The following is a 20070-nucleotide window of genomic DNA, read 5'->3' as shown; positions in this document are numbered from 1 at the left end:
TGAAAGTAGGTCATCGTCAGGCTCTTACAGCCCAGAAAACCCCAGTCAGAATTGACTGGGGTTTTTTGCTTTGCGCGAACGAATTCGAAGCAGCAAAGAAACAGAGCCCGCAAAGCACGCAGACAATAAAAAGCCCGGAAGGATCAACCTCCGGGCTTTTGTTATTTAGAACAGCTGAATATCAAGCAGCCAAGCGCTGCTCAATCGCAGCCTTCGTCTCCGGCAATTCCTTCGGCAGATGATGTTCCAGCTGCTTGAAAAGCTCTTCATGCAGCTTCAACTCGGCTTCCCACGCCGCCTTGTCGATGCTGGTCACCGTTGCGAATTGCTCCGCGCTGAAATTCAGACCCGTCCAATTCAGGTCTTCATAACGCGGGCTCACTCCTGTGATGTGCTCGATGCCTTCCGTCTGGTTGCCTTCGACGCGGTCGATCATCCACTTCAGCACACGCATGTTCTCGCCATAACCAGGCCAGACGAACTTGCCGTCGGCGCCTTTGCGGAACCAGTTGGTCGTATAGATCTTCGGCAGCTTGGCGCCCGACGCCTCGAGCTTCTTGCCCAGGTCGAGCCAGTGCTGGAAATAGTCGCTCATGTTGTAGCCCATGAACGGCAGCATGGCGAACGGGTCGCGGCGCACCACGCCTTGTTGGCCAGCCGCTGCCGCGGTGGTCTCCGAACCCATGGTCGCCGCCATGTAGACGCCTTCGACCCAGTTACGGGCCTCGGTCACCAGCGGCACGGTTGTCGAGCGGCGGCCGCCGAAGATGAACGCGTCGATGGACACGCCCTTCGGATCGTCCCAGGCCTCGTCGAGCGCCGGGTTGTTGGTCGCGGCAACGGTGAAGCGCGCGTTCGGGTGCGCCGCCTTCGCGCCGGTTTCCTTGGCGATCTGCGGCGTCCAGTCCTTGCCTTGCCAGTCGATCAGGTGCGCCGGCAGCGCCTTGCCCGGTGCGTCTTGCTCCATACCTTCCCACCACACGTCGCCGTCGTCCGTCAGCGCGACGTTGGTGAAGATCACGCCGTCGTCCAGGCTGCGCATGCAGTTCGGGTTGGTCAGCATGTTGGTGCCGGGGGCCACGCCGAAGTAGCCGGCCTCGGGGTTGATGGCGCGCAGCGAGCCATCGGCTTGCGGTTTGATCCAGGCGATGTCGTCGCCGATGGTCGTTACCTTCCAGCCCTCGAAGCCTGCCGGCGGCACCAGCATCGAGAAGTTGGTCTTGCCGCAGGCGCTCGGGAACGCCGCAGCCACGTGGTATTTCTTGCCCTCGGGATTCGTCACGCCCAGGATGAGCATGTGCTCGGCCAGCCAGCCTTCGTCGCGGCCCATGTTCGATGCGATGCGCAGCGCGAAGCACTTCTTGCCCAGCAGCGCGTTGCCGCCGTAGCCCGAACCGTAGCTCCAGATCTCGCGCGTCTCGGGGTAGTGAACGATGTACTTGGTCTTGTTGCAGGGCCAGGACACGTCCTTCTGGCCGGCTTCCAGCGGCGCGCCCACGGTGTGCACGCACGGCACGAAGTCGCCGTCGGCGCCCAGCACCTCGTACACGGCCTTGCCCATGCGCGTCATGATGCGCATGTTGACCGCCACATAGGGCGAGTCCGACAGCTCGATGCCGATGTGCGCAATGGGCGAGCCCAGCGGGCCCATGCTGAACGGCACGACATACATGGTGCGGCCCTTCATGCAGCCGTCGAACAGCGGTTGCAGCGTGGCGCGCATTTCGGCCGGTGCCATCCAGTTGTTGGTGGGGCCTGCGTTTTCCTTCTGCTGCGAGCAGATGAAGGTGCGGTCTTCAACGCGTGCCACGTCGGTCGGGTCGGACACCGCCAGGAACGAGTTGGGGCGCTTGGCCGGGTTGAGCTTCTTGAACGTTCCGGCGTCCACCAGCTGCTGGCAGAGGCGGTCGTATTCTTCCTTGCTGCCGTCGCACCAGTGAATGGCTTCAGGCTTGCACAGTGCGGCCATGTCGGCCACCCAGGCGATCAGTTTCGCGTTCTTGACGTATGAGGGCGCCTGAATGGTGAGGCCCTGCATCGTGGGTGCGTTCATCGGAAAAACTCCTAAGTTGAAAAATCGTCTTTCCGAACGGGGCGCCATGCCTGCGGCGGCATGGAGGTCCGTTTGAGAAAACGTTTCGCCTTGGGGAGACTGCGTCAACGCGGGCTGCACTGCCCGCGGACAAGGTCGCCAATGCCTGTCAGCGTCAGGCCATGTAGACCGCGATGGATGCCAGCAGCAGCATCAGCACGCCACCCGCCAGGGGCAGCACGATGGGCATCAGGTGAACGACCGACTCGACGGCGTCTTTTTCGACGGCAGCGCCGTGGCTCGGTTCGACGGGTGTGGGGTTGGACATCGGGAAGTACCTCGAATACACAAATTGACAGACTCGGGCCATTTTACCGGCGGGTAGCCTCCGACCGGTCTAGGGGGTTGCGAGCCCCCCGATCGGGTTAGCCCGCTACCCATGCATGCCGGTGCTCGCAGCTCAGTGCTGCTCCTCCGCCTCGAAGCCCGCATCCTTCAGCGCGACCAGCACGCTGGCCAGGTGCGCCCGTCCGCGGGTCTGCAGCACCAGCTCGATGTCGACGTTCTGCGCCGCCAGCATGGTGAAGGCGCGCTGGTGGTGCACCTCGTCGACGTTAGCGCCTGCTTCGGCCACGGTCGCGGTGATCTGGGCCAGCGAGCCCGGCACGTCGCGCGCACTCACGCGCACCCGGGCCAGACGGCCGGCGCGCACCATGCCGCGCTCGATGATGGCCGCGAGCAGCAGCGGATCGATGTTGCCGCCCGACAGCACCAGCCCCACGCGCTTGCCTTTGAAGCGTTCCGGGTGCCGTATCAGCGCCGCGAGCCCGGCCGCGCCGGCGCCCTCGACCAGCGTCTTCTCGATTTCGAGCAGCATCAGCACGCCTTGCTCGATGTCGCCTTCGTCCACCAGCAGCAGGTCGTCGACCTTGCTCGCGATGATGGCCTGCGTCAGCACGCCGGGCGTTCCGACCGCGATGCCTTCGGCGATCGTGCTCTTGCCCTGCACGTGGTGCGTGCCCTTCACAGCGTTCACCATGGCCGGGAAGCGCGTGGTCTGCACGCCGACGATCTCGATGTCGGGCCTGCGCTCGCGCGCCGCCACCGCCATGCCCGCGATGAGCCCGCCGCCGCCGACCGCCACCACCAGCGTGTCGAGGTCGGGCACCGCGTCGAGCATTTCCAGCGCCACCGTGCCCTGGCCCGCGATGATGGCTTCGTCGTCGTACGGATGCACGAAGGTCAGGCCCTCGCGCTGCGCAAGCTCCAGGGCGTGCGCGCGTGCGGCATCGAGCGAGTCGCCGTGCAGCACCACCTCGGCGCCGAAGCCCCTCGTGCGTTCGATCTTCACGCCGGGCGTGAAGCGCGGCATGACGATCAGCGCGCGCAGGCCGAGGCGTTGCGCGTGATAGGCCACACCCTGCGCATGGTTGCCCGCAGACATGGCGATCACTCCGCGTGTACCGTTCTCGGAAAGATCGACCAGCTTGTTGCACGCACCCCGTTCCTTGAACGAGGATGTGAACTGCAGGTTCTCGAATTTCAGGAACACCTGGGCTCCGACGATCTCCGACAGGGTGCGCGATTCCACGCACGGCGTGTTGAGCACCTGACCTTGCAGGCGCGCCGCGGCGCGCTGTATTTCATCGATTCCGACCATGGCGCGCATTGTGGCTGGAATCGCACCATCAGGGTTTTTACCGTTTGCGAGTCTTCCCGAAGCCAAAAGTCTGCGTTATGGTCTCTCCGAGATTTTCCTCGTTGGAGGTTGCCTGATGGCCAAGCGTGCGGGTGTCGATGTGGTGGCTGCTGCGGTACGCGGGCAGGCATTGCCGTCGCCCGGCCTCAAGGAAGCACCGGTGCTGGAGCTCATGTGCTCGCACTTCGTGCTCACGCTCGCGGCCAAGCAGGGGCCGCGCTTCAATGTGCGGCGCGACATCAACGGCCTGCTCTCTCTCACCGGCCGGCACCTGGTGTGGCCCGCGGCGGTGCTGCAGCGGCTGCGCGAGTTTCTCGGACGGCGGTGCGCCGGCAACGAAGCATGGAAGGGCGTCGAGAACTTCGACGGCCGCACGCTGCTGGAGCGTCACGGCGTGTGGCGCGGCCCGTATGAGGAGGGCACGCTCTTCTTCTACCTCGACGAATACGCCAAGGACCAGCCGAAGGATCTGCTCTCGGTGCTGGCCGTCACGCGCGACTGGCTCACGCATGCATTGCGCAAGCAGTCGACGCTGGTCGAGAAGAACATCGAGGCCCTCGCCGGCCTGCTGCAACTGAACAAGGCCGAGCGCGCGTTGCTCCTGTACGGCACGCTCGCGCGCTACCAGCGCGACCTGCGTTCGCTGCTGGTCGAGTTCAAGGTCAACAACGCGCCCGAGGCCTACGCGGCCATCGCCGACATCGCCGGCGTGAACGCGAGCGAAGTGGGCGAGGCGCTGCGCGCGGGCTCTCGGCTGGAGCGCATCGGCCTGGTCGAGAACCTCATCTCCGAGCACAACATCACCGACCTCGCCGACCTCATGAAGGTCAGCGAGAAGCTGCCGCCCGTGCTCATGCGCGAGTACCGCGACCACAACGAGCTGATGGCCGTGTTCACGCGGCCCTCGGCCAAGAGCGCGCTCACGCCGCACGACTTCTCGTTCGTGCAGGAAGACGCGCAGATGCTCGTCACCTTGCTGCGCGCGGCGGTCGCGCGCAAGGAGCCGGGCGTCAACGTGCTGCTGTACGGCCCGCCGGGCACCGGCAAGACCGAGCTGGCGAAGGTCGTGGCGCAGGCCGCGGGGCTGGAACTCTTCGAGGTCGAGTACGCCGACCGCGACGGCAATTCTTTGAGCGGGCGCGACCGCTACCGCTCGCTGCAGATCGCGCAGGTGTTCCTCAAGGGCAGCGCGCAGGCTGCGTTGCTGTTCGACGAGGTCGAGGACGTGTTCCCGCCCATCAGCACCGAGGCCGCGCAGTTCATGGCGCGCGCCGAGCAGATTCCCGCGCCCACCAGCGGCAGCGTGAGCGGCAAGGCCTGGGTCAACCAGATCCTCGAGGCCAACCCCGTGCCCACGCTGTGGGTCACCAACCGCATCGAGCAGATCGACCCGGCCTTTCGCCGCCGCTTTGCGTACCACCTGGAGCTGAAGTCGCCGCCGCCCGGTGCGCGCGAGCAGCTCGTGAAGAAGACGCTCGAAGGCGTGGTCGTGTCCGAGGCCTTCACCGCCAAGCTGGCCGAGCGCAAGGGCCTCACGCCCGCGCAGATCCGCACCGCGGTGCGATTCGCGGGACTGGCGCGCACCGACGATGCATCTGTCGAGGCCCTCATCGAACGCCAGCTGCGCAACGCCGACCTGGCGCTCGGCACGCTGGACACCGGCCGCGGCGAGCGCCGCAGCGTGACAACCTACGACCTCGACATGCTCAACGTGGAGACCCGCTTCGAGCTCCCGCGCATCGTGGAGGCGCTGAAAGCGCGTGGCCACGGCACGCTGTGCTTCTACGGCGCGCCCGGCACCGGCAAGACGGCGCTGGCCGAGCACATCGCCAAGGCCATCGGCCGCCCGCTCATCGTCAAGCAGGCCAGCGACCTCATGAGCAAGTACGTGGGCGAGACCGAGCAGAACATGGCCGCCATGTTCCGCGAGGCCGAGAGCGAAAAGGCGGTGCTGCTGCTCGACGAGGCCGACAGCTTCCTTCAGGACCGGCGCGGCGCGCAGCGCACCTACGAGGTCACCGAGGTCAACGAGATGCTGCAGGGCATGGAGCGCTTCAACGGCATCTTCGTGTGCACCACCAACCTGCTCGACCGGCTCGACCAGGCGGCGCTCAGGCGCTTCACCTTCAAGATCAAGTTCATGCCGCTCACCGCGGCGCAGCGTGAGCACATGTTCGTCACCGAGGCGCTGGCTGGCGACGCGGCGCTGATGGCCGGCGCGCTGCGCACCCGGCTCGCGCAGCTGACCCAGCTGTGCCCGGGGGATTTCGCGGCCGTGAAGCGGCAGACCGATATCCTGGCCACCGAGTTCTCGGCCGCCGAGTTCATGGACCAGCTCGAGGCCGAGCACCGCATCAAGCCCGAAGTGCGCGAGTCGCGCGGCATGGGCTTCGTGCAGTAGCCGCAGAGCACAAGAGAAGAAGAGCACAGCGCCGGGCGGGATGCCCGGGGGAGCGCAGCGCGGGCAAGGCCGTTGCACGCTGCGAAACATCCGTCCGCCACCGTGGACATCAGGAGGAGCACATGGGTTTTCGCAAGATCGACGCGCGGCGGTTGCCGCGTGCGGGTGCCTGGGCCTCGGGCGCAGCTTTCGCCGCGCTCGCCGCGACCTGCCTGCTGGCGGGCTGCGGGGGCGGTGGGGGAGGCGGCGGCGGCGGCGGCTTGCCGATCGGCCTGCTCCCCGGCGTGACCCCGCCGCCCGCCGCGGGCGACAACAACACAGGCGGCTCCGGCATCGTGGCGTCGGCCACCGTGGCCGCCCAGTGCGCCGCGCCGCGCACCGGCATCAACCCCGCCACCAACCGCGCCTACCCCGACACCGCCGGCTCGCTCGACACCGAAAAGAGCTGGGTGCGCGGCTGGATCGACGAAACCTACCTCTGGTACAGCGAAGTGCCCGCCGCCCTGAAGGCGGCCGACTACGCCACCCCGGTGGCCTGGTTCAACGTGCTGAAGACGCCGGCCACCACCAGCTCGGGCCGCGCCAAGGACCGCTTCCACTTCACCTACGACACCGAGGTGTACCGCCAGCTCAACCTGGGCGGCGTGTCGGCGGGCTACGGCATGGAGACGGCGTCGGTGCGCAGCTCGCCGCCGCGCGACATCCGCATCGCGCTGGTCGAGCCCGGGCCAACCTCGCCCGCCGCCAAGGCCGGCATCCAGCGCGGCGCGAAGATCCTCACCATCGACGGCGTGAACGTCGTCAGCGCCACGGGCACCGCCAACGTGAACGTGATCAACGGCGCCCTTTCGCCGAAGGCCCGGGGCGAATCGCACACCTTCACCTTCGACATGAACGGCACGCAGTCGACGGTGGTACTCACCGCAGATAAGGTCACCAGCACGCCGGTGCAGAACGTGAAGGTCATCGACCCGGCCGGCGCCAACGTGGGCTACCTGCTGTTCAACGACCACATCACGACCTCGGAGCCCTTGCTCATCAGCGCGGTCAACACCTTCAAGGGCGCCGCCATCAAGGACCTGGTGCTCGACATGCGCTACAACGGCGGCGGCCAGCTCGCCATCGCGAGCCGGCTGGCGTACATGATCTCGTCGCCCGGGGTCACGGCCGGCAAGACCTTCGAGCAACTGGTCTACAACGACAAGAACCCGTTCCGCCAGACGGCGGCGCAAACCCTCACGCCCTTTCTCGGCACCAGCAACAGCGGCCAGCCGCTGCCCACGCTCGGCCTGTCGCGCGTGACGGTGCTTACCGGCCCCGACACCTGCTCGGCCAGCGAGTCGGTCATCAACAGCCTGCGCGGCGTGGGCGTGGCGGTCAACCTGGTGGGCGGCACCACCTGCGGCAAGCCCTACGGCTTCATTCCGCAGGACAACTGCGGCACCACCTACTTCGCGATCCAGTTCAAGGGCGCCAACCAGCAGGGCTACGGCGACTACAGCGACGGCTTCGCACCCGACGCCAACTGCACCGTGGCCGACGACTTCGGCCACGAGCTGGGCGACCCCGCCGAGGCCCGCCTTGCCGCCGCGCTCAACCTGCGCAGCGCGGGCGCGTGCCCGGCGCCCAGCTCGACCAAGACCCTGGCCGACGCGGCGCTCAACAAGTCGCAGCCGGCGCCCCAGGCCGAACAGCCCTACCTGCTCGACCGCTCGCCGCTGCGCGAGAACCGCCTGATCGACACCCTGTCGAACCCGGGCTGAAGCCCTCGAACCCCTCCCGCGCTTTCCCCGGGGCGGCAGGCGGCGTCCCGCGGAAAACCCCTAGGCCACGGCGCTTGCCACCCCCGTGGCAAGCGCCGTAGAGTTTGTGAAACGTTTGCGCAAAGGTTTGCGCAAACGTTTGTATTTCATTGCTGTCGAGTGAAGCAGCACTGAGAACCTAACTCTTAGCTCCAGGAGAAGCAGATGCGCAAATGGCTTGTGGCGACCTTGGTCGTCGTCAGCACGGTGCTGGCGGGTTGTGGCGGTGGCGGCAACGGGGGAGGCGCAGGGGCCGGAGGCATCGGCCTCGGCCCGGGCTTCGGCGGACAGCCCGGCTCCTCGGGCGGCACGGCCCAGAAGATCATCATCGACAGCGACTACAACACCATGAGCGACGACGGCCAGCTCGGCGTCATGGCCGCGCAGCTGCAGGCCGACGGCAAGGTGCAGGTCATGGGCATCAGCGTGGTCTCGGGCAACCAGTGGCTCCGGCAGGGCGTGGCCGACGCGCTGATGTCGGTGGAGCGGCTGGGCGTGGGCGACCGCATCGGCGTGTACGTGGGAGCGAACTACGCGCTCAACCACACGCTGGCCGACGTCGACGCCGAGATGGCCGCCGGCGCGGGTGGCGACGGCTACCTGGGCGCCTGGGGCGGCCCCGAGCCCAAGACCGACGCCGACCTGAAGCCTTCGCCCGACGGCTTCGCCAGGCACACCGTGGTGCAGCGCAAGAGCGCGGTCGACTTCATCGTCGACACCGTGAAGGCCAACCCCGGCGAGGTGACCATCCTGGCCATCGGCCCGCTCACCAACATCGCGCTGGCCGTGAAGCAGAACCCCGAGATCGTCCCGCTCATCAGGAAGATCATCTACATGGGCGGCGCCGTCGACGTGCCGGGCAACACCACCAAGGCGGCCGAGTTCAACTGGTGGTTCGACCCCGACGCCGCGCAGTTCGTGGTGCGCCTGCCCATCCCGCAGGTGGTGGTGCCGCTGGACGTGACCGACACCGTGTTCCTCACCAAGCCGGTGTACGACCGCATCGCCCACCCGGCCAAGCCCACGGCCGTGACCGACGTGTTCCAGAAGCTCAACGGCTACGGCTTCGACGGCAAGAACGGCTTCGAGACCAACGCCAGCTACACGCAGAACATCTGGGACACGCTGACGCTCGCCTACCTCATCGACCCGAGCTACGCCACGCAGACCGCGCAGCGCTACGTCGATGTGGTCGCCAAGCCCGGCGCGCCCGACAACGGCCGCTCCATCGGCTACAGCGCGCAGCCGGCCGGCCCCACGCTGCAGAAGATGACGGTGGTGCAGAGGTTCGACAACGCGCGCTTCTTCGACCTGTACGTCGACCTGCTCACGCGGCCGGTGCCGGTCGTGCTGCCGGCGTCGAACTGAGCCGCAGGCTCGCAGGTGAGCAGGCTCGCAGGTGAGCCGGGCCTTCGGCTCAGAAAGCCTCGCACACCCGCAGCACTTCGGACCCGTAGGCCTCCAGCTTCTTGGTGCCGATGCCGCTGATGCCCTGCAGGTCTTCGAGCGTCGCCGGCGCGCGCTCGGCAATGGCGGCCAGCGTGGCGTCGTGAAAGATCACGTAGGCCGGCAGGTTGTGCTCCTTGGCCACTTCGGCGCGCCACGCCTTCAGCGCCTCGAAGCGCTTCTTGCCGGTGTCGTCCAGCGAGGCGGCGGCCGGCGACGGCGCGCCCTTGGCCACCTTCTCGCGCCGGGGCTTGCGGTCCGCTGGCGACGAGACCGACTCGCGCAGCGACACCACGGCCTCGCCCTTGAGCACCGCGCGCGAGCCCTCGGTGAGCTTCAGCGTGTTGAACGCTTCCGCGTCCACCGCCAGCGCGCCGGTGGCGATCAGCTGACGCAGCACGCCGCGCAGCGCCACCTCGCTGAACTCCGCGCCAATGCCGAAGGTGCTCACGCGCTCGTGGCCGAACTGCTTCACCTTCTCGGTCGACTTGCCGCGCAGGATGTCCATGATGTGCCCCGCGCCGAAGCTGATGCCGCTCAGCTGCTGCACGCGGTAGATGGTGCTCAGCAGCTTGCGCGCGGCGTCGGTGCCGTCCCACACCTGCGGCGGGTTCAGGCAGTTGTCGCAGTTGCCGCAGGGCGTGCTCTGCTCGCCGAAGTAGCCCAGCAGCCGCACGCGCCGGCAGTCGCTGGCCTCGGCCAGCGAGAGCAGGGCGTCGAGCTTGCCGCGCATCACCTGCTTGAATTCTTCGCCGGCCGGGCTCTCGTCGATCATGCGGCGCTGGTTCACCACGTCGTTCAGGCCGTAGGCCATCCAGGCGTCGGCGGGGCCGCCGTCGCGGCCGGCGCGGCCGGTTTCCTGGTAATAGCCCTCGATGTTCTTGGGCATGTCCAGGTGGCCGACAAAGCGCACGTCGGGCTTGTCGATGCCCATGCCGAAAGCGATGGTCGCGACCATCACGATGCCTTCCTCGCGCAGGAAGCGGTCCTGGTGCTTCTGGCGCACCGCGGCGTCCAGGCCCGCGTGGTACGGCAGCGCGTTCACGCCCGCGTCGCGCAGCGTGCTCGCCAGGTCTTCCACCCGCTTGCGCGACTGGCAATACACCACGCCCGCGTCGCCCTCGTGCTCGCGCTCGATGAAGCGCAGCAGCTGCGTGGTGGCGTCTTTCTTTTCGACGATGGTGTAGCGGATGTTCGGCCGGTCGAAGCTGGAGACGAACTGGCGCGCCTCCTCGAGCTGCAGCCGTTCGACGATGTCGGCGCGTGTGAGCGCGTCGGCCGTGGCCGTGAGCGCGATGCGCGGCACGCCCGCGTAACGCTCGTGCAGCACCGTGAGCGCGCGGTACTCAGGACGAAAGTCGTGGCCCCACTGGCTCACGCAATGGGCCTCGTCGATGGCGAAGAGCGAGAGCTTGCCGCGCTCCTTCAGCGAATCGAGCTGCGACAGAAAGCGCGGTGTGTTCACGCGCTCGGGCGCCGCGTACAGGAGCGTGATCTCGCCGCGCAGCATGCGGCGCTCCACGTCCTGCGTCTGTTCCCAGTCGAGCGTGGAATTCAGAAAGGCCGCGTTCACGCCGGCCTCGTGCAGCGCGCCCACCTGGTCGTGCATCAGCGCGATCAGCGGCGACACCACGATCGACACGCCGCGCCCCGCGCGCTGCCGCGCGATGGCCGGGATCTGGTAGCACAGCGACTTGCCGCCGCCCGTGGGCATCAGCACCAGCGCGTCGCCGCCGCCCACCACGTGGTCGACGATGTCCTGCTGGGCCCCGCGGAACTGCGAATAGCCGAAGACCTCGTGGAGGATGTCGGCGGGAGCGCTGCTGCCGGAGGCGTCGATGGGGCGGGGAGCGAGAGAGGACACAGGCAACGTGGGGAAGGCCAGGAGGCCGAATGGCGAAAGGGCGGTGAAGGCGGGGGCCGCCGATTGTCCCCCAGCAGCACGGAAATGACTGTGGCACGAGGTTTGCGATGGTCACCCCCGTCCCGCAGCCTTTCTTGTCTAGACAGCAAACCGGTGCATTTCCCTCAGCGATGCACCAAAAAAGACCTTTCGGGTTATCCTGTATATACAAGCTGGGGCGCTTGGCAACAATGCGAGGCGCGTGCAGCCCGGCCCCGGGCGCATCGCCGAGCCATCTCTCAAGAAACGGAACCAGGAGTACCCATGGTCAAGACGACGGTAGTTGTGAAAGTCGCTTCGCTGCTGGCAGCAGGTGCATGTGCAGCGGGCATGGCCCAAACGGCCGCCGCCCAGGAAACGAAGATCGCGCTCGGCATGTCCGGCTGGACCGGCTTCGCGCCGCTCTCGCTGGCCGACAAGGCCGGCATCTTCAAGAAGAACGGGCTCGACGTCGAACTCAAGATGATCCCGCAGAAGGACCGCCACCTGGCGCTGGCCTCCGGCGCCATCCAGTGCGCGGCCACCACGGTGGAAACGCACGTGGCCTGGAACGCCAACGGCGTGCCCATCGTGCAGATCTTCCAGATGGACAAGTCCTACGGCGCCGACGGCCTCGCGGTGCGCGGCGACGTGGCCAAGTTCTCCGACCTCAAGGGCAAGACCATCGGCGTGGACGCGCCCGGCACCGCCCCCTATTTCGGGCTGGCCTGGATGCTCAGCAAGAACGGCATGACGCTGAAGGACGTGAAGACCACCACGCTGTCGCCGCAGGCCTCGGCCCAGGCCTTCGTGGCCGGCCAGAACGACGCCGCCATGACCTATGAGCCGTACCTGTCGACCGTGCGCGCCAACCCCGCGGCCGGCAAGATCCTGGCCACCACGCTCGACTACCCCATGGTGATGGACACCGTCGGCTGCGCGCCCACCTGGCTCAAGGCCAACGCCAAGGCCGCCGCCGCGCTCACCAAGTCGTACTTCGACGCGCTCGACATGATCAAGGCCGAGCCCGAGAAGTCGAACGAGCTCATGGGCTCCGCCGTGAAGCAGAGCGGCGAGCAGTTCGCCAAGTCGTCGGCCTTCCTGCGCTGGCAGGACAAGGCGGCCAACCAGAAGTTCTTCTCGGGCGAGCTCACCAGCTTCATGAAGGAGGCCACCCCCATCCTTCTGGAAGCCGGCGTGATCCGCAAGGCACCCGAGGACCTTTCGGTGACCTTCGACGCGAGCTTCGTCAAGTAAGGCCATGGCAGAGATGACGCAGGCATCGAACGCGGTGCGCGCGGTGGCGGTAGCGCCGGCACAGGCTGCGCCATTGGCGCAGCCCGTGCGCCGGCGCGGCCTGGCGCCGCTGGAGCCCATCGGCACGCGTGCGCGCGTGCTGCTGGGGCTCGCGTTCTTCGTGGTCTTCGTGCTGGTGTGGGCGGCCGCCACGCTCGGCGGCTTCGTGCCGCCGACCTTCCTCGCGAGCCCGCCGACCATGGTGAAGGAGGGCTGGCTGCTCTTCACCGAGTACGGCTTCCTGGGCGACATCGGCATGACTGTGTGGCGCGTGTTCGGCGGCTTCCTGCTGGCCGCAGTGTTCGCGGTGCCGCTGGGCATCGCCATGGGCACGTGGAAGACGGTGGAGGCCTTCTTCGAGCCCTTCGTCTCGTTCTGCCGCTACCTGCCGGCCTCGGCCTTCATTCCGCTGCTCATCCTGTGGGCGGGCCTGGGCGAGATGCAGAAGCTGCTGGTGATCTTCATCGGCTCGTTCTTCCAGATCGTGCTGATGGTGGCCGTCACCGTGGGCGGCGCGCGCCGCGACCTGGTCGAGGCCGCCTACACGCTGGGCGCCAACAGCCGCGGCATCGTGGCGCGGGTGCTCATTCCGGGCGCGGCGCCGGGCATCGCCGAAACGCTGCGCCTGGTGCTGGGCTGGGCCTGGACCTACGTGATCGTGGCCGAGCTCATCGGCTCGTCCTCGGGCATCGGCCACATGATCACCGACAGCCAGGCGCTGCTGAACACCGGGCAGATCATCTTCGGCATCATCGTGATCGGTGTCATCGGCCTTTTGTCCGACTTCGCTTTCAAGGCGCTCAACCGCCGCCTCTTTGCATGGGCCGCACTTTGATGACGACGCAAAACCAGCTTTCCATCCAGGGCGTCTCGCGCGTCTTCACCGGCGCCAAGGGCCAGCGCACGCAGGCGCTGCAGCCCATCGACTTCGAGGTGAAGGAGAACGACTTCGTCACCATCCTCGGCCCTTCGGGCTGCGGCAAGTCGACGCTGTTGCGCATCGTGGCGGGGCTCGACTTTCCGACCACCGGCCAGGTGCTGCTCGACGGCCAGCGCATCGAGGGCCCCGGCGCCGACCGCGGCGTGGTGTTCCAGAGCTACACGCTGTTCCCGTGGCTCACGGTGGCGCAGAACATCCGCTTCGGCCTGCGCGAGCGCGGCATGAGCGAGGCCGACCAGAAGGCCCGCAGCGAGTTCTTCATCGCCAAGGTGGGCCTGCGCGGCTTCGAGAACCACTTTCCCAAGCAGCTTTCGGGCGGCATGCAGCAGCGCACGGCCATCGCCCGCGCGCTGGCCAACGACCCCAAGATGCTGCTGCTCGACGAGCCCTTCGGCGCGCTCGACAACCAGACCCGCGTGCTGATGCAGGAGCTGCTGCTGGGCATCTGGGAGTCGGCCCAGAAAACGGTGCTGTTCGTCACGCACGACATCGACGAGGCCATCTTCATGGCCAACCGCGTGGCGGTGTTCAGCGCGCGGCCGGGCCGCATCAAGACCGAGATCGCGGTCGACTTTCCGCACCCGCGCAGCTACACCATCAAGACCTCGCCCGAGTTCATGGACATCAAGGCGCGGCTCACGGAAGAGATTCGCGCCGAGTCGATGGCGGCGGCGGAGCACTGAAAGCACGATGAAACGCGACCTGCCCACCCTGGCCCTCTACGCGCAAGTCAAGGACCACATCTCCCGCAAGATCCAGGACGGCACCTGGCCGCCCGGGCACCGCCTGCCGTCGGAGCACGAGCTGGTCGCCCAGTTCGGCATGGCGCGCATGACGGTGAACCGCGCGCTGCGCGAGCTGGTGGAGCAGGGCCGCATCGTGCGCGTGGCCGGCGTGGGCAGCTTCGTGGCCGAGAACAAGCCGCAGTCCACGCTGCTGCAGATCGCCAACATCGCCAGCGAAATCCGCCAGCGCGGGCACGACTACCGCTGCGACATGATCGAAGTGGAGCGCATCGCCGCCTCGCCCGACGTGGCCGCCTGGCTCGACCTGCGCGCCGGCGCCTCGGTGTTCCACAGCGTGTGCCTGCACCTGGAAAACGGCACGCCCGTGCAGCTCGAAGAGCGCTACGTCAACCCGCAGGTGGTGCCCGACTACCTCGAGCAGGACTTCGTCGCCATGCCGCCCAGCGAGTACCTGGTGCGCAACGTGCCCTTCGACCAGATCGAACACGTGGTCGACGCCGTGCTGCCCACCGCCGAGCAGGCCGAGCGCCTCGCCATGGAACCCACCGCCCCCTGCCTGCTGCTCACGCGCCGCACCTGGAGCCGCAACACGCCCGTCACCTGGGTGCGCTGCCTGCACCCGGCCTCGCGCTACAGCCTGGGCAGCCGTTTCAAAGCCGACGGCAACCCGACCTTCGGTTGATTTCTTGTCCACGAAGACGCATTGTTTTCTCTCGCCCCTACTTGTATAGACAGGTTCACATGCCAAGCACACACACCACTTCCCCAGAAGCCTCCCGCACTCTCCTCACGCTGACGCCCGGCCACGTCGACCTGGCGATGCTGCGACGCATCCAGGCCGGCGGCGTGCAGCTGTCGCTCGACCCTTCGGTGCGCGACGGCATGCTGCGCGCCGAGGCCGCCGTGCGCCACATCGTGGAGAACGACCAGGTCGTCTACGGCATCAACACCGGCTTCGGCAAGCTCGCGAGCACGCGCATCGGCAACGACCACCTGGCCGAGCTGCAGCGCAACCTCGTGCTGTCGCACAGCGTGGGCACGGGCGAGCCGCTGGCCGCGCCGGTGGTGCGCATGGTGCTCGCCACCAAGGCCGTGAGCCTGGCGCGCGGCCACTCGGGCGTGCGGCCCGCGCTGGTCGATGCGCTGCTGGCGCTGTTCAACGCGGGCGTGGTGCCCAGCATTCCGTGCAAGGGCTCGGTGGGCGCCTCGGGCGACCTGGCGCCGCTCGCGCACATGGCCTGCGTGCTGATCGGCGAAGGCGAAGCGACGCTGGCCGACGGCACGGTGGTCGGCGGCGCCGAAGCGATGCGCAGCATCGGCCTCGAGCCCTTCGTGCTCGGCCCCAAGGAAGGGCTGGCGCTGCTCAACGGCACGCAGGTGTCGACCGCGCTCGCGCTGCACGGCCTGTTCGGCGCGGAGGACGTGTTCGCTTCTTCGCTGATGTCGGGCGCGCTGTCGCTCGAAGCCATCCAGGGCTCGATCAAGCCCTTCGACGCCCGCATCCACGCCGCGCGCGGGCAGCTCGGGCAGATCGCCGTGGCGGGTGCCGTGCGCACGCTGCTCGACGGCAGCGAGATCGTGCCTTCGCACGCCGACTGCGGCCGCGTGCAAGACCCGTACTCGGTGCGCTGCATTCCGCAGGTGATGGGCGCCTGCCTCGACAACCTCGCGCATGCCGCGCGGGTGCTGGTCATCGAGGCCAACGCCGCTTCGGACAACCCGCTGGTGTTCGTCGACACCGGCGAGGTGATCTCGGGCGGCAACTTCCACGCCGAGCCCGTCGCCTTCGCGGCCGACATCATCGCGCTGGCCATCAGCGAGGTGGGCGCCATCGCCGAGCGCCGCATCGCGCTGCTGCTGGACACGGGCCTGTCGGGCCTGCCGCCGTTCCTGGTGCGCGACGGCGGGCTGAACTCCGGCTTCATGATCGCGCAGGTCACGGCGGCCGCGCTCGCGTCCGAGAACAAGTCGCTCGCGCACCCCGCCAGCGTCGACAGCCTGCCCACGTCGGCCAACCAGGAAGACCATGTGTCGATGGCCACCTTCGCGGGCCGCCGCCTGGGCGACATGGTCAACAACACCGCGGTGGTGGTCGGCATCGAGGCGATGGCCGCCGCCCAGGGCATCGAGCTGAAGCGCGGGCTCAAGAGCTCGCCGCTGGTGGAGGCCGAGTTCAGCAACATCCGCCAGAAGGTCGCCTTTCTCGAACGCGACCGCTACCTCGCGCCCGACATCGAAGCCATGCGCCAGTGGGCACTGAAGGCCGAGCTGCCTGCCGCGCTGCTCGACATCCTGCCCAGCCGCGCTTAAGCAATCCCCCGCTACCGATCCACCGATCACCGATTACCGACAAGGAGAACCCAGCCATGAACGCTCCCGAAAAATTCGCCCTGAACCCCGCCGATGCGGCTGCCGCCGCCGACCCGCGCCACGACCCCACGCGCGTGATCCGCGCCCCGCGCGGCAGCGAGCTCAACTGCAAGAGCTGGCTCACCGAGGCCCCGTTCCGCATGCTGCAGAACAACCTCGACGCCGAGGTGGCCGAGCGCCCGCAAGACCTGGTGGTGTACGGCGGCATCGGCCGCGCCGCGCGCAACTGGGCCTGCTACGACCAGATCCTGGCGTCGCTGAAGGAGCTGAACGACGACGAGACGCTGCTCATTCAATCGGGCAAGCCGGTGGGCGTGTTCAAGACGCACGAGAACGCGCCGCGCGTGCTGCTGGCCAACTCCAACCTCGTGCCCAAGTGGGCCAACTGGGAGCACTTCAACGAGCTCGACCGCCAGGGCCTGTTCATGTACGGCCAGATGACGGCGGGCAGCTGGATCTACATCGGCAGCCAGGGCATCGTGCAGGGCACCTTCGAGACCTTCGTCGAAGCCGGCCGCCAGCACTACGGCAACAGCCTCGCGGGCAAGTGGATCCTGACGGCCGGCCTCGGCGGCATGGGCGGCGCGCAGCCGCTGGCGGCCACGCTGGCGGGCGCGGTGTCGCTCAACATCGAATGCCAGCAGAGCAGCATCGACTTCCGCCTGCGCACGCGCTACGTCGACAAGCAGGCGCGCGACATCGACCACGCCTTCGAGCTCATCAAGCAGCACACCGACGCGAAGGAAGCCGTGTCGATCGCGCTGCTGGGCAACGCGGCGGACATCCTTCCCGAGCTGGTGAAGCGCGCGAAGGCCGGTGGCCACAAGCCTGATCTGGTGACCGACCAGACCTCCGCGCACGACCTCATCAACGGCTACCTGCCCTCGGGCTGGAGCGTTGCGCAATGGCAGGCCGCCATGAAAGACCCGTCGCAGCACGACGCGCTGAAGAAGGCCGCCGCGCAGTCGTGCGCCGTGCACGTGCAGGCCATGCTCGACTTCCAGGCCATGGGCATCCCCACGGTCGACTACGGCAACAACATCCGCCAGGTGGCCTTCGACGAGGGCGTGAAGAACGCCTTCGACTTCCCCGGCTTCGTGCCCGCCTACATCCGCCCGCTGTTCTGCGAGGGCAAGGGCCCGTTCCGCTGGGTGGCGCTGTCGGGCGACCCGGAAGACATCTACAAGACCGACGCCAAGATCAAGGAGCTGTTCCCCGAGAACACGCACACCCACCGCTGGCTCGACATGGCGCGCGAGCGCATCGCCTTCCAGGGCCTGCCGGCGCGCATCTGCTGGCTGGGCCTGGGCGAGCGCCACATCGCGGGCCTGGCCTTCAACGAGATGGTGAAGAACGGCGAGCTCAAGGCGCCCATCGTCATCGGCCGCGACCACCTGGACACCGGCTCCGTGGCCAGCCCCAACCGCGAGACCGAGGCCATGAAGGACGGCACCGACGCCGTGAGCGACTGGCCGCTGCTCAACGCGCTGCTCAACACCGCGGGCGGTGCCACCTGGGTCAGCCTGCACCACGGCGGCGGCGTGGGCATGGGCTATTCGCAGCACTCGGGCGTGGTGATCGTGTGCGACGGCACCGACGCGGCGGCCAAGCGCATCGAGCGCGTGCTCTGGAACGACCCGGCCACCGGCGTCATGCGCCATGCCGACGCGGGCTACGACATCGCGGTGGCTACGGCCAAGGCCAAGGGGCTGAAGCTGCCGATGGTGAAGTGACGGCACCGGCAGCCAAGAAGCTGAGACGCTAAGACGTTAAGACGCTAAGAAGAAGGTAGAAAGAAAAACCGGGCCCATTCCCACTCGCTGGGAATAGGGGCTTGGAAGTGAGAACGGCGAGCAAGATACTGCACGCCGGTTCCACTCCGACCCGAGATTGCCCGCCATGACCCTCCCGACCGACACGCCCGCCAACGACCGCGCGCTCTTCGTGCTGTCGGTGCTGGCGCAGAGCAAGTCGGCCATGACGGCGGCCGAGCTGGTGCAGGCCACCGGCCTGTCGCAGAGCACGCTGTACCGCCAGGTCGCCACGCTGCGGCGCTGGGGCTTCGTGATGGAGTCCGACGGGCGCTACTCGCCGGGCCCGGTGAGCGTGCAGCTGGCCAGCGGCTTCGACGGCAACTCCGACCTCGTGATGGCCGCGCGCGCCGACATGCGCGCGCTGGCGCAGCAGACGCACGAGAGCGTGGCGCTGGTCACGGTGGTGAACGACCGCGTCGTGTGCCTGGAGATGATCGACAGCGAACAGTCGCTGCGCTGCTCCTTCGACCGCGGCCGCAGCGTGCCCGCGCGCGACGGCGCCAGCGCCAAGTGCCTGCTGGCGCACCTGCCGCTCGACCAGCGCGACGCCCTGCTCGAAGGCCTGGACGAAACGCCCGAGCGCCGTGCCGAGCGCGCCGCCGAACTCGACGCCATCCGCGAAGCCGGCCATGCCGTGACCCACGGCGAGGTCGATGCCGGCGTGTGGGGCGCGAGCGCGCCGGTGCTCGCCAGCGCGCGGCGCCTGCGCGGCGCGATCACGCTGATGGCGCCGCTCACGCGCGTCGAGGGCATGGAAGCTGCATTGCTCCACATGACCGTCGTCACGGCGGCCCGCATCTCCCGCGCCCTGCAGTAGTTGCGCGCTGCTTCTTTCTTCCCTTTCTTTTCATTCCCACGAAAGCCCCCTTGCCATGAACACCCGCCGCACCCTTGTCGCCGCCGCTTTTTCCAGCCTCGCCTTCGCCGGCCTCTTCGGGCTCGCCGCCGGCGCCCACGCCCAGGGCGAGCCGCTGCGCGTGGCCACCGACGCCACCTTCCCGCCCATGGAGTTCGTGGAGAACGGCAAGCGCACCGGCTTCGACGTGGAGCTGGTGGAAGCCATCGGCAAGACACTGGGCCGCAAGGTCGAGTGGATCGACATCGACTTCAAGGGCCTGGTGCCGGGCCTGATCTCGAAGCGCTTCGACATGGCCGTGTCGGGCATCTACATCACCGACGAGCGCAAGAAGGTCGTCGACTTCACCGTGCCGTACTACGCGGGCGGCCTGGTCGTGATGGTGAAAGAGGGCAACACCGCCATCAAGACGCCGGCCGACATCAACGGCAAGAAGGTCAGCGTGCAGGTGGGCACCAAGTCGGTGTCGTACACCAAGGAAAAGTACCCGCAGGTCCAGCTGATGGAAGTCGAGAAGAACCAGGAGATGTTCAACCTGGTGGACATCGGCCGCGCCGACGCCGCCGTCACCGGCAAGCCCGCCGCCTACCAGTACGTGCGCACGCGCGGCGGCCTGAAGGTGCTGCCCGAGCAGATCACCACCGAGGAGTACGGCATGGCCATCCGCAAGGACACGCCCGAGCTGACCAAGGCCGTGAACGGCGCCATCGACAAGCTGAAGGCCGACGGCACCTACGACCAGATCGTCAAGAAGTGGTTCAGCGCCAGCGCCAAGTAAGAAAAGCA

At 67.7% G+C, this 20070-nt stretch carries 16 protein-coding genes; 12 read left to right on the top strand and 4 right to left on the bottom strand.

The window, feature by feature from the left end:
* The coding region (locus AB6807_RS16595) for a hypothetical protein (protein WP_371085426.1) at positions 1–242 on the top strand (242 nt) is incomplete at its 5' end.
* Here the strand turns inward: AB6807_RS16595 and AB6807_RS16590 are convergent.
* The 3 genes from AB6807_RS16590 to AB6807_RS16580 form a co-directional block, all read right to left on the bottom strand.
* A complete protein-coding gene (locus AB6807_RS16590) occupies positions 182–2053 on the bottom strand; it encodes a phosphoenolpyruvate carboxykinase (GTP) (RefSeq protein WP_116911634.1) in 1872 nt (623 codons plus the stop codon). The two genes, AB6807_RS16595 and AB6807_RS16590, sit on opposite strands and share 61 nt — an antisense overlap.
* A gap of 154 nt (positions 2054–2207) precedes the next feature.
* On the bottom strand, positions 2208–2360 hold the full coding sequence (locus AB6807_RS16585) for a hypothetical protein (protein WP_165840413.1): 153 nt from the start codon (positions 2358–2360) through the stop codon (positions 2208–2210).
* Between the two features lie 132 nt (positions 2361–2492).
* Positions 2493–3692: a threonine ammonia-lyase gene (locus AB6807_RS16580; RefSeq protein WP_207786763.1), complete on the bottom strand. Its 1200-nt coding sequence runs from the start codon at positions 3690–3692 to the stop codon at positions 2493–2495.
* A 115-nt stretch (positions 3693–3807) separates the two neighbouring features.
* On the opposite strand from AB6807_RS16580, the gene AB6807_RS16575 reads away from it, so the two are divergent.
* The 3 genes from AB6807_RS16575 to AB6807_RS16565 all read left to right on the top strand — a co-directional run bounded on the left by AB6807_RS16575 (position 3808) and on the right by AB6807_RS16565 (position 9302).
* A complete protein-coding gene (locus AB6807_RS16575; protein ID WP_371085425.1) occupies positions 3808–6132 on the top strand; it encodes an ATP-binding protein in 2325 nt (774 codons plus the stop codon).
* A gap of 122 nt (positions 6133–6254) precedes the next feature.
* Complete coding sequence (locus AB6807_RS16570; RefSeq protein WP_371085424.1) at positions 6255–7895, top strand: S41 family peptidase; 1641 nt, start codon at positions 6255–6257, stop codon at positions 7893–7895.
* Positions 7896–8099: 204 nt separating this feature from the next.
* Complete coding sequence (locus AB6807_RS16565; RefSeq protein ID WP_371085423.1) at positions 8100–9302, top strand: nucleoside hydrolase; 1203 nt, start codon at positions 8100–8102, stop codon at positions 9300–9302.
* A 49-nt stretch (positions 9303–9351) separates the two neighbouring features.
* On the opposite strand, the gene recQ is transcribed toward AB6807_RS16565, so the two are convergent.
* Positions 9352–11244 (bottom strand): DNA helicase RecQ, encoded by a 1893-nt coding sequence (gene recQ, locus AB6807_RS16560; protein WP_371085437.1) that lies wholly within the window; start codon positions 11242–11244, stop codon positions 9352–9354.
* 303 nt (positions 11245–11547) lie between these two features.
* Between recQ and AB6807_RS16555 the strand changes: the two genes are divergently transcribed.
* From AB6807_RS16555 to AB6807_RS16520, 8 genes are all read left to right on the top strand, one after another.
* Complete coding sequence (locus AB6807_RS16555; RefSeq protein ID WP_116911628.1) at positions 11548–12519, top strand: ABC transporter substrate-binding protein; 972 nt, start codon at positions 11548–11550, stop codon at positions 12517–12519.
* Positions 12520–12532: 13 nt separating this feature from the next.
* Positions 12533–13393, top strand: a complete 861-nt coding sequence (locus AB6807_RS16550) for an ABC transporter permease (protein ID WP_207786767.1) — start codon at positions 12533–12535, stop codon at positions 13391–13393.
* Positions 13393–14181, top strand: a complete 789-nt coding sequence (locus tag AB6807_RS16545) for an ABC transporter ATP-binding protein (RefSeq protein WP_371085422.1) — start codon at positions 13393–13395, stop codon at positions 14179–14181. Before AB6807_RS16550 ends, AB6807_RS16545 begins: the two co-directional genes overlap by 1 nt.
* A 7-nt stretch (positions 14182–14188) precedes the next feature.
* The gene (gene hutC, locus AB6807_RS16540) at positions 14189–14926 is read left to right on the top strand and encodes a histidine utilization repressor (RefSeq protein WP_116911626.1); all 738 of its coding nucleotides are present in this window, start codon (positions 14189–14191) and stop codon (positions 14924–14926) included.
* Positions 14927–14985: 59 nt separating this feature from the next.
* Positions 14986–16554: a histidine ammonia-lyase gene (hutH, locus tag AB6807_RS16535; RefSeq protein WP_371085421.1), complete on the top strand. Its 1569-nt coding sequence runs from the start codon at positions 14986–14988 to the stop codon at positions 16552–16554.
* A 56-nt stretch (positions 16555–16610) separates the two neighbouring features.
* Positions 16611–18347 carry a urocanate hydratase gene (hutU, locus tag AB6807_RS16530; protein ID WP_371085420.1) on the top strand — a complete coding sequence of 579 codons (1737 nt, stop codon included), beginning with the start codon at positions 16611–16613 and terminating at the stop codon, positions 18345–18347.
* A 166-nt stretch (positions 18348–18513) separates the two neighbouring features.
* Positions 18514–19245, top strand: a complete 732-nt coding sequence (locus AB6807_RS16525; RefSeq protein ID WP_371085419.1) for an IclR family transcriptional regulator — start codon at positions 18514–18516, stop codon at positions 19243–19245.
* 55 nt (positions 19246–19300) lie between these two features.
* The gene (locus tag AB6807_RS16520) at positions 19301–20062 is read left to right on the top strand and encodes a transporter substrate-binding domain-containing protein (protein WP_371085418.1); all 762 of its coding nucleotides are present in this window, start codon (positions 19301–19303) and stop codon (positions 20060–20062) included.
* Positions 20063–20070: the final 8 nt, after the last annotated feature.

This window comes from Variovorax sp. RCC_210 (genome assembly GCF_041355175.1).
GTDB lineage: Bacteria > Pseudomonadota > Gammaproteobacteria > Burkholderiales > Burkholderiaceae_C > Variovorax.
Note: the sequence above shows the minus strand (reverse complement) of the source record. Positions and strands in the feature narration are given on the sequence as shown.

Excerpts from the sequence above, each read along its gene's own strand:
- AB6807_RS16545 (WP_371085422.1), top strand. The coding sequence starts at position 13,393 with ATGACGACGCAAAACCAGCTTTCCATCCAGGGCGTCTCGCGCGTCTTC.
- AB6807_RS16525 (WP_371085419.1), top strand. The coding sequence starts at position 18,514 with ATGACCCTCCCGACCGACACGCCCGCCAACGACCGCGCGCTCTTCGTG.
- AB6807_RS16520 (WP_371085418.1), top strand. The coding sequence starts at position 19,301 with ATGAACACCCGCCGCACCCTTGTCGCCGCCGCTTTTTCCAGCCTCGCC.
- AB6807_RS16550 (WP_207786767.1), top strand. The coding sequence starts at position 12,533 with ATGACGCAGGCATCGAACGCGGTGCGCGCGGTGGCGGTAGCGCCGGCA.
- AB6807_RS16555 (WP_116911628.1), top strand. The coding sequence starts at position 11,548 with ATGGTCAAGACGACGGTAGTTGTGAAAGTCGCTTCGCTGCTGGCAGCA.
- AB6807_RS16575 (WP_371085425.1), top strand. The coding sequence starts at position 3,808 with ATGGCCAAGCGTGCGGGTGTCGATGTGGTGGCTGCTGCGGTACGCGGG.
- hutU (WP_371085420.1), top strand. The coding sequence starts at position 16,611 with ATGAACGCTCCCGAAAAATTCGCCCTGAACCCCGCCGATGCGGCTGCC.
- AB6807_RS16585 (WP_165840413.1), bottom strand. The coding sequence starts at position 2,360 with ATGTCCAACCCCACACCCGTCGAACCGAGCCACGGCGCTGCCGTCGAA.
- hutC (WP_116911626.1), top strand. The coding sequence starts at position 14,189 with ATGAAACGCGACCTGCCCACCCTGGCCCTCTACGCGCAAGTCAAGGAC.
- AB6807_RS16590 (WP_116911634.1), bottom strand. The coding sequence starts at position 2,053 with ATGAACGCACCCACGATGCAGGGCCTCACCATTCAGGCGCCCTCATAC.
- AB6807_RS16570 (WP_371085424.1), top strand. The coding sequence starts at position 6,255 with ATGGGTTTTCGCAAGATCGACGCGCGGCGGTTGCCGCGTGCGGGTGCC.
- AB6807_RS16580 (WP_207786763.1), bottom strand. The coding sequence starts at position 3,692 with ATGGTCGGAATCGATGAAATACAGCGCGCCGCGGCGCGCCTGCAAGGT.
- AB6807_RS16565 (WP_371085423.1), top strand. The coding sequence starts at position 8,100 with ATGCGCAAATGGCTTGTGGCGACCTTGGTCGTCGTCAGCACGGTGCTG.
- hutH (WP_371085421.1), top strand. The coding sequence starts at position 14,986 with ATGCCAAGCACACACACCACTTCCCCAGAAGCCTCCCGCACTCTCCTC.